The sequence below is a fragment of the Amycolatopsis sp. NBC_01307 genome (assembly GCF_035975215.1).
Classification (GTDB): domain Bacteria; phylum Actinomycetota; class Actinomycetes; order Mycobacteriales; family Pseudonocardiaceae; genus Amycolatopsis.
On the sequence record NZ_CP108403.1, the window covers coordinates 8646440 to 8660280 of the forward strand.

Genomic DNA, 13841 nt, shown 5'->3' on the forward strand with positions numbered 1-13841 from the left:
TCGCAGCATGTCTGGATCAGCCGGCCGCCCCGGCGCCTCGAAGCCGCGGAGGCGGCGGAGGCGGCAGCGCGGCAGGCGCCTGACCACGGTCGACGAGACGTCGGCCGGTGGCCTCGTGCTGGACGCGGCGCGCGAACAGGCGGCGCTGATCGGCCGGCTCGACCGGCACGGCAGACTGCTCTGGTCGCTGCCCAAGGGCCACATCGAGGACGGTGAGACAGTGGAACAGACGGCCGTGCGCGAGGTGAAGGAGGAGACCGGCATCTCCGCGCGGGTCCTGCGGCCACTGGGGACCATCGACTACTGGTTCGTCGCCGAGAAGCGGCGGATCCACAAGACCGTGCACCACTTCCTGCTCGAAGCGCTCGGCGGTGAGCTGTCCGACGAAGACGTCGAGGTCACCGAGGTGGCCTGGGTCCCGCTGGCCGAGCTGGAGACCAAACTCGCGTATTCCGACGAGCGGAAGCTCGTCCGGAAAGCCAAGGAACTTTTAGCGCGCCCGGACGTCCACGGACGAGACGAGCACGCCCCTGAGGGAGCCCCCGAGTGAAGCGGTTCGCCGCAGCCTTCCTTTCCGTCCTCTTCCTGGCCGTCCCCGCCCTGGCCGGCGCCACGGTGGCCCACGCGGAAGAGGGCGCCCGCCTGCGCGTGGAGCTCGACGAGCTCAACCCGCGGGTGATCACCGGCTCGACGACGACGCTGACCGTCGCCGGCAGCGTCACCAACACCGGCGACCGCAAGGTCAACCGGCCGCAGGTGCGGCTGCAGGTCGGCGAGCGGCAGACGACCGAACGCGGGATCGGCGAGGTCCTGTCGGGCGCGGTCATCAAGGACAGCCCGCTGACGGACTTCACCGCCGTCGCCGACGCGCTGGAGCCCGGGCAGACCGCGCCGCTGAACATCTCGGTGACCCTGACCGGCCAGCGCGCGGCGCTGTTCGGCAAGCCCGGCGTCTACCCGCTGCTGGTGAACGTCAACGGCACGCCCGAGTTCGGCGGGCCGGCCCGGCTGGGCGCGGTCAGCATGCTGATGCCGGTGCTGGCCGGCCCGGGCAAGCAGGCGACGCACGCGTCCGGCGCGCCGAGCATGACGCTGCTCTGGCCGCTGACCAGCAGCGTCCCGCACGTCTACGCGGCGCCGCTCGGCGGCAGGCCGGTGCTGGCCGACGACCGCCTGGCCGACGAGATCGGCCCGGACGGCCGGCTGAACGCGCTGGTCACGGCCGCGCACACGGCCGTGCAGGGCTACTCGAACCTGGCCAGGTCGATGTGTTTCGCACTCGACCCGGACCTGCTGGCGACCGTCGACGCGATGAGCCGCGGCTACCAGGTGCACACCGACGCCGGGAACGTCGACGGCAAGGGTGCCGGGACCGCGCAGACGTGGCTGGCCGCGCTGCGCTCGCTGGTCGGCAGCCGGTGCGTGGTGGCCCTGCCCTTCGCCGACGCCGACCTGAACGCCGTCTCGCGGATCCGCCCGGGCGACCCCGCGCTGGTCACCAAGGCGGCTTCCGGCGCGGCCGTGATCCAGCAGCTGACCGGCGCCACGCCGCAGACCGGCGTGCTCTGGCCGGACGGCACGCCGGGCGACGCCGTCCTCACCGCGCTGTCGCAGGCCGGGATCCGCACGGTGCTCACCGACGCCGGCAAGCTCGCGCCAGCCGCGGCCGGCGGCGGCGTCACCGTGCAGGGCAGCACCGTCCGCGCGCAGCCGACCGACTCACTCGTCTCCTCGGCCATGACGGGCGTGCCGACCGTGCCCGACTCGGTCACCATGCCGGCCACCACCGAGGCGGCCGTCGCGAGCCAGAACGGCCTCGGCGCGCTCGCCTTCCGCGCCGGCCTCGGCCTGCCCGCCGGCCAGCAGCGGCCGGACCACCTGCTGGTCGCGCCGCCGCGCCGCTGGGCCGCCCCGGCCGCCGAGCTCACCGCGTACCTGCAGCAGGTCGGCAACTACCTCGACGCCGGGCTCGTCACGGCGACCTCGCTCCCGACGCTGCTGGCCGCCGACCCGGAGGGCTCCGGCCCGGTCGGCGACGGCGGCCAGGACCCGGCCGCGGCGGCCGACCCCGCCCTCGTCTCGACGCTGTCGACCCTCGACGACAAGACCACCGGCCTGGCCGCCGCGATGCAGCTGGATCCCACCAAACGGGTGAAACCGGACGACGTCGTCGCGCCGGTCCGGCTGGCCGAGCTGCGTGGCGCGTCCACCGCGTGGCGGGGCCTGCCCGCCGACGCGGCGACCGCGAACGCGCGCGCCGACCTGGCCGCGATCAGCGAGCAGGTGTCCGTCTCGCAGCCCAAGCAGACGATCGCGCTGGCCTCGGGCAACTCGCCGCTGCCGGTGTACGTCAGCAACGACCTGCCGGTCGGGATCAACGCCCGGTTCGTCCTGACCAACAACACCGGCCTGCGCTCCGACGACGCCAAGGCCTGGTTCTTCCCGGCGGGCGGCGGCAAGAACTACTTCCTGCCCGTCGAGGCGCTGCGGGCCGGCCGGTTCAGCGTGGATGTGTCGTTGCGCACCCCCACGGATACCCCGCTCGGGTCATCCGCGCGGTTCGAACTGACGTCCACGGAGTACGGCGCGATCACCATCATCGCGACCGTCGCCGCAGGTGCGGCCCTGCTTCTGCTCGCCTCCCGGCGCATCTACCGGCGGGTGAAGGACGCGAAGGCCGGCCGGGACGCAGTGGACTGATCTCTCGGCCTTCGAGTGTTCCGGGCGGTTCCCGATTACCCTGGGTCCGCACGTGCGCGGCGAACGGGCCGCGGCACCGGGGACCGAGCACTGAGGATTGGGCACGCGTTGGAGAGAGAGCCGGGCTTACCCCCCGAGCGTGCGAGTCGTCCTCGGCGCGAAGGCGCCCCGCCCCCGCAGCGGGGAGACGGGCCGCCACGAGCGGCGCAACCGGGCCGCCGCCAGCCCCCGCCGAAGCAGCAGCCGCCTCCGCCACCGGAGCGCGGCCGCCGCCAGCCGCCCCGCAACGGCCAGACCCGCCAGATGCCCCGCGAGGACCAGCCGGTCCGCGAGGGGCGTCCGCCGCGCGACGACCGGCCGGTCCGCGAAGGCCGTCCGCCGCGTGACGAACCGCGCGACGGCCGTCCGCCCCGGGACGACCGCGCCCTGCGCGAGGAACCGCGCGAGGGGCGCCCGGCCCGCGGCAAGCCGCCGGTCCAGGACGATCGCCAGCGCCCGCCACGGGACGACCGGCCGGTCCACGACGAGCGCCCGGTCCGCGAGCGTCCGCCGCGCGACGACCACCCGCCGCGGGACGACCGGCCGCCGCGGGACGACCGGCCGCCGCGCCGCGTCCCGCCGCCGCAGGGCCCGCCCCCGCAGGGGCCACCGCCCCAGCCGCCGCGTGGCGGGCAACCGCCGCGCGCCGCCGCCGGTCCGGCACCCACCCGCGTCCAGCCGGTGCCGCCGCTACCGCCGCAGAACCCGCCGGGCCCGCCACCACCGCAGGGCCCGCCGTCGCACCAGGGGCGGCTGCCGCAGCCGGCCCCGCCGGCGACGCCGCCGGTCGCCGCACCGCCGGCGACCCCGCCGCCAGGCACGCCGGCCGCGGGCAACCCGGCCATGGGCACCCCGCCCCCGGGCATCCCGGTGCCGCCGCGCGGCCGCGCGCCCCGCCGTCCGGCGCCGGTCCGGCCGTGGCAGGAGGAGGCCCAGCGGCCCGTCGACCCGGAGGCGACGCGGTTCATCCCGCGCACCGCCGGCGTCCCGATGGCCTCCCGCTGGCCGGTCGCCGACCCCGACGTCATGCGGCCCTACGACGCGCTGGCCACCCAGGTCATGCCGGCGATCAAGACGCCGCTCGTCAAGCCGGTCGAACCCGGCACGGAGGCCGCGGCCCCGGCGAAGGCGCCGTCGCTCGCGAAGGCGTCCGGCCGGATGGCCATCGCGTCGCTGATCAGCCGGATCACCGGCTTCCTGTGGAAGCTGCTGCTGGTCGGCGCGATCGGCCAGGGCATCGCGAACGACTCGTTCAACGTCGCGAACACGATGCCGAACATCATCTTCGAGCTGCTGATGGGTGGCGTGCTCGCCAGCGTGGTGGTGCCGCTGCTGGTGCGCGCGCAGGACGAGCCCGACGGCGGCGCGGCCTACACCCAGCGGCTGATCACGGTCGCGTTCTCGCTGCTGCTGGTCGGCACGGCGGTCGCGGTCGTCGCGGCGCCGGCGTTCACGAGCCTCTACGTCGACGGTTCCGGCAAGGCCAGCTCCGGGCTGACCACGGCGTTCGCCTACCTGCTGCTGCCGGAGATCTTCTTCTACGGCGTGTTCGCGCTGCTCTCGGCGGTGCTGAACGCCAAGCAGATCTTCGGGCCGACGGCCTGGGCACCGGTGATCAACAACCTGGTGGTCATCTTCACGATCATGGTCGTCTGGGTCATGCCGGGCGACATCGACACCGCGCACCCGTCGCTCACCGACCCGAAGGTGCTGACGCTGGGCATCGGCGTCACCGCCGGCATCGTCGCCCAGGCGATCCTGCTGGTCCCGCCGCTGCTGCGGTCGGGCTTCCGGTTCAAGTGGCGCTGGGGCTTCGACAAGCAGATGAAGGAGTTCGGCGGTCTCGCGCTCTGGATCCTCGGCTACGTCGCGGTCAGCCAGATCGGCTACACGATCAACACCCGCGTCCTGACCAGCGGTTCTCCCGGCGGTGTGACGGCGTACAGCAACGCGTGGCTGCTCTTCCAGCTGCCGTACGGCGTCATCGGCGTCTCGCTGCTGACGGCGATCATGCCGCGGATGAGCCGCGCGGCCGCCGACGGCGACCACAAGAAGCTGATCGGCGACCTGTCCTACGCGTCGCGGATCTCGACGGTGATGCTCGTGCCGATCTCCGCGGTGATGACCGTGGTCGGCGGCTCGATCGGCATCGCGCTGTTCACGTTCGGCAAGGGCACGGTCGAGACCGCCGAGCGGCTCGGCGACGCGCTGGCCATCTCGGCGTTCGCGCTGCTGCCGTACGCGCTGGTCATGCTCCAGATGCGGGTGTTCTACGCGATGAAGGACGCGCGGACGCCGACGCTGATCATGATCGTGATGACGCTGGTCAAGGTGCCGCTGCTGTACCTGTGCCCGGTGCTGCTGACGCCGGACAACGTCGTGCTGGGCGTCATGATGGTCAACGCGCTGACGTTCGTCGTCGGCGCGATCCTCGGCCAGGTGTGGCTCTGGGTGACGCTGGGCAACCTGCGGAGCAAGCGCATCATCGGCGTGATCCTGTTCACGGTCGTGGCGAGCGGGCTCGGGGTGGCCGCGGCGTGGGTCGTGGGCAAGGTCGTCCCGGACTCGTTCGGGCCGACTTTCGGGGCCTGGGTGAAGCTTCTGCTGCAAAGCGTCGTCGGCATCGTGGTCTCGTTCGGCGTCCTGATGGCGCTCAAGGTGGAGGAGCTGCAGCCGGCCACGAGCAGGTTCACCCGGTTGATCAAGCGGGGGTAACGATTCCGGTACGGCTGCCTACGACTCCCGCGTCGTATTCTGGGTACCCTCGACGCGGGGAGCTAACGGGAGAGTGCGGGTGGATACGAGGCGCAGCGAACAGGCAGGGGGTGCGAACCACGTGGGCAAGGCCCAGGTCGGATCGCTGGCCCCCGGACGTGTGGTCGGCGACGGCCGCTACCGCCTCCTCGCACAGTTCGGCGTGGACGAGCGGGGTGACGCGCACCTGTGGCGCGCGCGGGACGGCCAGCTGAAGCGGGACGTCGCGCTGACCCTGCTGGTCGGCGACCCGGCGGACCCGGAAGCCGCGCGGCTCGCGCGCCGCACCCTCGAACGGGCGACGCACGCGTCCAAGTTCGGCCACGGCGGCGTCGCCCGCGTGCTCGACGTGCTCGCGCTCGGCAGCGGCATCACGTCGAGCGAGGGTCTGCTCGGCGTCGTCGTCGCGGAATGGACCAAGGGCAGCGACCTGGTCGACCTCGTCGCGCAGCGCCCGGTGGCGCCCGGCGCGGCCGCCCGGATGGTGCAGGCGCTGGCCGAAGCGGTCGAGCAGGCCCACCAGAACGGTCTGGTCCTCGGCCTCGACCACCCCCAGCGGCTCCGGCTGACGCCGAACGGCGCGCTGAAGCTCGCGTTCCCCGGCCCGCTGCCGGAGGCGACGCTGCGCGACGACGTCAAGGCGCTCGGCGCGGTGCTGTACCTGCTGCTCACCGGCCGCTGGGCGCTGCCCGGCGGCCCGCCCGCCATCCCGGCGGCACCGCTGAACCCGCAGGGCCGGATCGTCCCACCGCGCCAGCTCATCCCGACCGTGCCCGCCGACCTGTCGTCGCTGGCCGTCCGCACGATCGAGGACGGCGGCAACGGCGGCATCCGCACCAGCGCGGCCATCCTCCGCATGCTCGAGCAGGTGGCCGAGGAGGAAGAGCGCACCCAGCTGATCAAGGCCGTCGGCGGTGACCCGGCCGCCGAGACCGAGGGCACCGTCTGGACCACGAAGAAGCCGGTCAAGGACGTCGCCCGGCGGCGCAAGCTCGCGCTCGGCGTCACCGTGCTGGTGGTCGCCACGGTCGTCATCCTCGCCTGGGGCGGGCTGATGCTGATCAACGTCTTCCAGGGCGACTCCAAGGCGACGGGGCCGACGATCAACGTCGCGGCGCCGCCCGCGTCGAGCCAGCCGGCCGGGCAGCCGCCGGCGTCGAGCCAGCCCGCGCCCCCGCCGTCGCCGGCGGTCGGTGCCGCGGTGGCCCCGCAGGCGATCGCCGTCTACAACCCCGACGGCAAGGGCGACAACACCGCCCGGGCGCGGTACGCGACCGACGGCAAGCCCGAGACGGCCTGGCGGACCGAGAAGTACAAGCAGCAGTTCCCCGTCATCAAGTCGGGCGTCGGGCTGGTCGTCACCTTCAAGGACCCGATCAACCTGAGCCAGGTCAAGGTCTCCGGGGGCACCGCGGGCACCAAGGTCGAGATCCGCTCGGCGACCGAGAAGAACCCGGACCTGGCCGACACGAAGGTGGTCGGCAACGGCGACCTGCAGGACGGCGACACGACGATCCCGCTGGCTCAGCCCACCCAGGGTGAGTACTTCATCGTCTGGATCACCCAGCTGGGCGGCGAGGACGGCCAGTTCCTGACCCAGATCGCGGACCTGTCCTTCCTGCCTGCGGGGTGACGCACCCGACAGGGTCAGTAGGCTCTCGCGGGTGACAGCTGCAGCTCCCACGGATGCGGATCTGATAGCGGCTCACGCCGCGGGGGACCCTCATGCGTTCAGCGAACTCGTCCAGCGACATCGCGACCGCATGTGGGCGGTCGCCCTGCGCACGGTCCGCGACCCGGAGGAAGCCGCCGACGCGTTGCAGGACGCGTTCATCTCGGCGTTCCGGGCCGCCGGCAAGTTCCGCGCCGAGTCGCAGGTCACGACGTGGCTGCACCGGATCGTGGTGAACGCCTGCCTCGACCGGATCCGCCGCCGCCAGGCCCGCCCGACCGTCCCGCTGCCGGAAACCGGCTTCAACGAGCCGGCCACCCCGCGCGATTCGATGGCCGAGCGCGAGACCAGCTTGCTGGTGCGCGAAGCGCTCGCCCAGCTGCCGGAAGACCAGCGCGCGCCCATCCTGCTCGTCGACGTCGAGGGCTATTCCGTGGCCGAGACGGCGAAGATGCTCGGCATCGCCGAGGGCACGGTGAAGAGCCGATGTGCCCGGGGGCGCGGAAAACTCGCGAAGGTTCTCGGACACCTGCGGAACCCCGATGCGATTGCGAACGTCCCAACTCACGAAAGCAAACGGGCCGGGCGCCAGCCGGGTAGCGGGGAGGGACGATGACGGACGAAAGCCGGGGGATCGGGGGGACCGTCGGTCCGCCCTGGTCTGTCGACGTGCTCGCCGATCTCCACGCCGGCGTGCTGGACGACGACCGGGCCGCGCAGCTGTGGCCGGTCGTCAACGCCGACCCGGAGGCCCGCGCGATCCTGGACGCCCTCGACGCGACGCAGGCCGACTTGGCCTCGCTCGCCGAGGCACCCGCGCCGCCGATGCCGGCGGAGTTCGCGGCACGGCTCGACGCGGCCCTGGCCGCGGAAGTGGCCGCCGCATTTCTTGGACAAGCACAGTCGAAGCAGCGGACCGCGCCGGCACCGGAGCAGACCGGGGCCGGGGACGCCCAAGTGGTGGACCTCGCGGCCGCCCGGCGGCGCCGGAACAAGCGGCTCGGCTGGGCCGCCGGCGTCCTGACCGCGGCCGCCGCGGCGGTCGTCGCGGTGACGGTCGCGATCCCGAGCACGTCCCAGCAGAGCGGCACCCCGAACGTCGCGGCCCCGGCACCGTCCGGCCCGACGGTCGGCGCCGACGGCAGCGGCGCCCAGGCCCTGGTCGGCAAGGCGGTCGGCGTCCGCGACTTCGGCCCGCTGGGCACCGAGGACCGGCTCGACGCCTGCGTCGAGGCCGCCGGACTGGACCCCAAGGTGCGGCCCGAAGGCATCCGCCCGGTGAACGTCGGCGGCAAGGCCGGGGTGCTGATCATCCTGACCACGGGCAAGCTGGCCCAGTTCCGCTTGGTCGCCTTCGGCGCGGACTGCGGACCGGGAAATCCGGCCGTCCTGTTCGACAAGGTCGTCGGGGAGAAGTAGCGGCCGTCACGGCCGGGAACATGGCCACCTACGATCGTGTTGAGCCTGGTACACGGGTCACTACGAGCGGAGGTCACGGGTGGCTGCCGAAGACATCAGGAACCTGATCATCGTCGGATCGGGTCCTGCCGGATACACCGCTGCCGTTTACGCGGCGCGGGCGCAACTCGAACCGCTGGTGTTCGAGGGCACGCAGTTCGGTGGCGCGCTGATGACGACGACCGAGGTCGAGAACTTCCCCGGTTTCCGCGACGGCATCATGGGTCCGGACCTGATGGAGGAGATGCGCAAGCAGGCCGAGCGCTTCGGCGCCGAGCTGCGCGCGGAGGACGTCGAGTCGGTCGAGCTGACCGGCGAGGTCAAGTACGTGACCGCGAACGGCAAGCGCTACGCCGCCCGCGCGGTCGTCCTCGCGATGGGTGCCGCGGCGCGGTACCTCAACGTGCCCGGTGAGCAGGAGCTGCTCGGGCGCGGGGTGTCGGCCTGTGCGACCTGTGACGGTTTCTTCTTCCGCGATCACGACATCGTGGTCGCCGGCGGTGGCGACTCGGCGATGGAGGAAGCGACCTTCCTGACGAAGTTCGCGAAGTCCGTCACCGTGGTGCACCGGCGTGAGGAGTTCCGCGCGTCGAAGATCATGCTCGAGCGCGCCCGCGCGAACGAGAAGATCAAGTGGAAGCTGAACTCGCAGATCACCGGCGTCGTCGGGGACAACAAGGTCGAGGGCCTGAAGCTGAAGGACACCCAGGACGGCTCCGAGTCGACCCTGGACGTGTCGGGCTTCTTCGTCGCGATCGGGCACGACCCCCGCAGCGCGCTGGTGCGCGGACAGGTCGACCTGGACGAGGACGGCTACGTCATCACCCAGGGCCGCAGCTCCTACACGAACCTGGACGGCGTTTTCGCCGCTGGTGACCTGGTGGACCGCACCTACCGGCAGGCGATCACCGCGTCCGGCTCCGGCTGCAGCGCCGCGATCGACGCGGAACGCTGGCTCGCGGAGCACGGCGATTCGGACGCGCACGAGGCGGCCGAGCTGGTCGGCGGCGGCTACGGCGCGGGCACCAACTGACTTTCCGGCGTAACACCCACCTGAAGGAGAAACCATGTCCAACACCGTGAAGGTGACCGACGCGACGTTCGTCGACGAGGTCCTGACCAGCGAGAAGCCCGTTCTGGTCGACTTCTGGGCCACCTGGTGCGGGCCGTGCAAGATGGTCGCCCCGGTGCTCGAGGAGATCGCGGCGGAGAACGGCGAGAAGCTGACCATCGCCAAGATCGACATCGACGAGAACCCGAACACGCCGCGTGACTACCAGGTGATGTCCATCCCGACGCTGATCCTGTTCCAGGGCGGCAAGCCGGTGAAGCAGATCGTGGGCGCCAAGCCGAAGGCCGCGCTGCTGTCGGACCTCGCCGACGTTCTCTGAACCGAACAAGCCCGGCGAACCCGGGGCCTGCGGGAACCCTCCCGTGGGCCCCGGGTTCTCGTCGTTCGGGGGAATCTCACCGGTGTGGGTGAATCCTGGGTGACGAGGGCCACCACCGGGACGCCACGAACGGGCTCTTGACGAACCGACCGGGCCTGCGGTGTCACCGAGAGTTCGCAAGGCACAATAGAGGACCTGGGCCCGTCCCAGTGATGGTTTTCCCCGAAGTTTTGCCACGCACCGAACCCCCAATCGGTGCCTGAGGAAGAGCGAGGAGTGCATGCGGGTACTCCGCCGCGGTGACGCCGGTCCGGACGTCGCCGAGATCAGGTCGATCCTGGCCGGGATGGACCTGCTCCCGCCGGTCACCGGTACCGACGCCTACGACACGTTCGATGTCGCCGTCGAGAACGCCGTACGAGCCTTCCAGCAGAGCCGTGGGCTGATGACCGACGGCATCGTGGGTCAGGCCACCTTCCAGGCGCTCAAGGGCGCCAGCTACCACCTGGGCAGCCGGCTGTTGTCGTACACGATCGCGGCCCCGATCCAGGGTGACGACGTCTTCACGCTGCAGGAGCGGCTGACCGAACTCGGCTTCGACGCCGGCCGCCCGGACGGCTACTTCGGCGCGGCGACCGAGCGCGCCCTCAAGACGTTCCAGCGCGACATGCGCCTGACGCCGGACGGCATGTGCGGCCCCGCGACCATCCGAGAGCTGCACCGCCTGTCCTCGCCGCGGGCCCGGGGCGGCCGCCCCGTGTTCCTGCGCGAGCAGGAGCAGGTGCGCCAGGCCGGTCCCCGGCTGCGCGGCAAGCGCATCGTGATCGACCCCGGCCACGGCGGCGACGACCTCGGCGTGGTCGCCGGCGGGCTCCGCGAGGCCGACATCGCGTGGGACCTCGCGCGCCGCCTGGAAGGCCGGATGAAGGCCACCGGCATGGAGGCGCTGATCTCCCGCGGCCCGAACCACAGCCCCACCGAGCTGGAGCGCGCGAAGTTCGCGAACGACGCGGGCGCCGACCTGTTCCTCTCGCTGCACAGCGACAAGAACCCGTCGCCGCGCGCGCAGGGTGTCGCGAGCTTCCACTTCGGCAACGGCAACGGCACGACGTCGACCGTGGGCGAGCTGCTGGCCGGCTTCATCCAGCGCGAGGTCGCGGCCCGTACGGGCCTGCAGGACAACCGCACGCACTACAAGTCGTGGGACATCTTCACCCGCACCCGCTGCCCGGCCGTCCGGGTCGAGATCGGCTACCTGACGAACCCGGACGACAGCCGCAAGCTGGGCGACCCGGCCTTCCGCGACATCGTCGCCGAGGGCATCCTGATCGCCGTCAAGCGCCTGTACCTGCTCGGCGAGGGCGACCAGCCGACGGGCACGTTCACGTTCGCGGACGTCCTCGCGCACGAACTCGCGAAGGCCGAGTAGGGCGACCACAACCCCTAGCGGCTCATCTTCATCTGCTCCACCACACCTGGGGACGCGCATGCGCCGTCCCCAGGTTTCGGTGCAGTCATCCACAGCTTTTCCACCGCGCCTATCAGGGCTCTGTGGATAACTCGGCACTTCTTCCACAGCTGTGCACACACGACGGAATCCGTGTTCCAGGCGTGCCGGAGCTCCGGCGCAAACGTTTGCGGCAGGTCAGGCGCGGCCGAGGATCGGCTCGGCCGTGGTGATCGTGACCTGGCCGAGCAGCCGCTCCAGCGCCGCCTCGACGTCTTCCTTCCAGGTGATCGCCGAACGCAGCTCGAGGCGCAGGCGCGGCCACTTCTGGTGGGGACGGACGGTCTTGAAGCCGACGCTCTGCAGGAAGGCCGACGGCAGCACGCAGCTGTGGCCGCCGTCCGGGTCCGACTCGTCGGGACGCGCGTCGCCGAACGCCTCGATGGCGCGGACGCCGCGCTTGGTGAGGTCCTTCGCGACCGCCTGGACGAGCATCCGGCCGAGGCCGCCGCCGCGGAACTCCGGGAGGATCTGGAAGGCCGTCAGCAACACCGCGTCCGCGCTCGGCGGGGACGTCGGGAAGGCCAGCGAGCGCGGGACGGCGTTCGGCGGGGCGTACAGCACGAACCCGACCGGCAGCGTGTCGCTGTAGACGATGCGGCCGCAAGAACCCCACTCGAGCAGCACGCTCGAAACCCAGGCTTCCTTCTCGACCTCGGTGGCGCCGAACTCCTCGGCCTGGTTCTTCAGATGCGGAGCCAGTTCCCAGTACACGCACCTGCGACAGCTCTTCGGCAGATGCTCGAGGTTGTCCAGTGTGACGCCCACGACGCGACGCGACACCCGCGACCTCCCTGACCTGCGCTCCCGGTGGGCTCCTCCGCCGTCAAGCCGCGCGGAACCACAGCACGAACACGGGAGCCATGGTCGATGGTAGGCCGATGTGAGAAGCACCGAAAGGTCAGGGGTCCTCGACAGGCCCCGGTTACACTCGATGGATCTACCGCTCCCGCGCGGGAGCGGACCGTGTCCACCGACCCCCGGGTGAATCGTCGATGACCGAGAACCGCCCCAGCAAGCCGCACAGCGGCCGTCAGAACCTCGACCCGCACCTCGAGCGGTATGCCGCGCGCACCGCCGGGATGACCGCCTCGGAGATCCGGGCCCTGTTCGCGGTCGCCAGCCGGCCCGAGGTGGTTTCCCTCGCCGGCGGCATGCCGAACCTGGCCGCGCTCCCGCTCGACACGCTCTCGGCGCAGGTGGCGGAGATCATCGCCGAAGACGGCCTGGTGGCCCTGCAGTACGGCTCGGCGCACGGCGTCCCGGCGCTGCGCGAGCAGATCTGCGAAATCATGGCGCTGGAGGGCATCAAGGCGCACCCGGACGACGTCGTGGTGACCGTCGGCTCCCAGATGGGCCTGGACATGGTCACGCGGCTGTTCTGCGACCCGGGTGACGTCGTCATCGCCGAGGGCCCGTCCTACGTCGGTGCCCTGGGCTCCTTCGCCGCGTACCAGGCGCAGGTCGTGCACGTGGCGATGGACGAAAACGGTCTGGTGCCGGAACTGCTGCGCGAGGCGCTGAGCCAGACGGAGAAGGCCGGCCGGCGCGTCAAGTTCCTCTACACGATCCCGAACTTCCACAACCCCGCCGGTGTCACGCTGGCCGTCGAGCGCCGCGCGGAGATCCTGGAGATCTGCCGCGAGCACGGCGTCCTGGTCGTCGAAGACAACCCGTACGGGTTACTCGGTTTCGACGGGCAGACCTACCCGGCGCTGCGCTCGACGGACCCGGACAACGTCGTGTACCTCGGCTCGTTCTCGAAGACGTTCGCGTCCGGTCTGCGCGTCGGCTGGGTGCTGGCGCCGCACGCCGTCCGCGAAAAGCTCGTGCTGGCCGCGGAGTCGGCGACGCTGTGCCCGCCGACCCTCAACCAGCTGATCGTGTCGCGGTACCTGGCCACGCACGACTGGAAGGGCCAGATCAAGAAGTTCCGCGAGAACTACCGCGAGCGGCGTGACGCGATCCTGTCCGCGCTCGACCAGTACCTGCCCCCGGGCTGCTCGTGGACGAAGCCGGACGGCGGGTTCTACGTCTGGGTGACGGTGCCGGAAGGCGTCGACACCAAGGCGATGCTGCCGCGCGCGGTGACCGCGCGGGTGGCGTACGCGTCCGGAACCGGCTTCTACGCCGACGGTTTCGGCAGCCGCCAGATGCGGTTGTCCTACTGCTACCCGACACCGGAGCGCATCCGGGAAGGCGTCCGGCGGCTGGCCGCCGTGCTGGAGTCCGAAATGGACCTCGCGCGCACCTTCGGTAACGTGAGCGCGCGCCAGATCCAGGGGCCGCCGAACCCGTCCCCCGACACGATCTGAGTCTT

The 13841-nt window shown here is 71.8% G+C and carries 11 protein-coding genes; 10 read left to right on the top strand and 1 reads right to left on the bottom strand.

All coding sequences use genetic code 11. The features are described from left to right. Positions 1-7 precede the first annotated feature (7 nt). The 9 genes from OG439_RS38280 (at position 8) to OG439_RS38320 (ending at position 11443) form a co-directional block, all read left to right on the top strand. The gene (locus OG439_RS38280) at positions 8-550 is read left to right on the top strand and encodes an NUDIX hydrolase (protein WP_247059621.1); all 543 of its coding nucleotides are present in this window, start codon (positions 8-10) and stop codon (positions 548-550) included. Then, a complete protein-coding gene (locus tag OG439_RS38285) occupies positions 547-2700 on the top strand; it encodes a DUF6049 family protein (RefSeq protein ID WP_326945419.1) in 2154 nt (717 codons plus the stop codon). Before OG439_RS38280 ends, OG439_RS38285 begins: the two co-directional genes overlap by 4 nt. An 882-nt stretch (positions 2701-3582) precedes the next feature. After that, entirely contained in the window at positions 3583-5454 is a 1872-nt protein-coding gene (gene murJ / locus OG439_RS38290) for a murein biosynthesis integral membrane protein MurJ (protein WP_326951721.1), read from the top strand. Between the two features lie 79 nt (positions 5455-5533). Continuing rightward, positions 5534-7126, top strand: a complete 1593-nt coding sequence (locus OG439_RS38295) for a protein kinase family protein (RefSeq protein ID WP_442792244.1) — start codon at positions 5534-5536, stop codon at positions 7124-7126. Positions 7127-7157: 31 nt separating this feature from the next. Next, positions 7158-7781, top strand: a complete 624-nt coding sequence (sigM, locus tag OG439_RS38300) for an RNA polymerase sigma factor SigM (protein ID WP_247059624.1) — start codon at positions 7158-7160, stop codon at positions 7779-7781. After that, on the top strand, positions 7778-8584 hold the full coding sequence (locus OG439_RS38305; protein ID WP_326945421.1) for a hypothetical protein: 807 nt from the start codon (positions 7778-7780) through the stop codon (positions 8582-8584). Before sigM ends, OG439_RS38305 begins: the two co-directional genes overlap by 4 nt. Before the next feature lie 79 nt (positions 8585-8663). Next, positions 8664-9656, top strand: coding sequence for a thioredoxin-disulfide reductase (gene trxB / locus OG439_RS38310; protein WP_247059627.1), 993 nt, complete (start codon positions 8664-8666; stop codon positions 9654-9656). Between the two features lie 34 nt (positions 9657-9690). Beyond that, positions 9691-10014: a thioredoxin gene (gene trxA, locus OG439_RS38315; RefSeq protein ID WP_020642536.1), complete on the top strand. Its 324-nt coding sequence runs from the start codon at positions 9691-9693 to the stop codon at positions 10012-10014. 280 nt (positions 10015-10294) lie between these two features. Next, positions 10295-11443, top strand: coding sequence for an N-acetylmuramoyl-L-alanine amidase (locus tag OG439_RS38320; RefSeq protein ID WP_247059629.1), 1149 nt, complete (start codon positions 10295-10297; stop codon positions 11441-11443). 216 nt (positions 11444-11659) lie between these two features. On the opposite strand, the gene OG439_RS38325 is transcribed toward OG439_RS38320, so the two are convergent. Continuing rightward, positions 11660-12304, bottom strand: a complete 645-nt coding sequence (locus OG439_RS38325; RefSeq protein WP_326945422.1) for a GNAT family N-acetyltransferase — start codon at positions 12302-12304, stop codon at positions 11660-11662. A gap of 212 nt (positions 12305-12516) precedes the next feature. On the opposite strand from OG439_RS38325, the gene OG439_RS38330 reads away from it, so the two are divergent. Continuing rightward, positions 12517-13836 (top strand): aminotransferase-like domain-containing protein, encoded by a 1320-nt coding sequence (locus tag OG439_RS38330; protein ID WP_326945423.1) that lies wholly within the window; start codon positions 12517-12519, stop codon positions 13834-13836. Positions 13837-13841 lie beyond the last annotated feature (5 nt).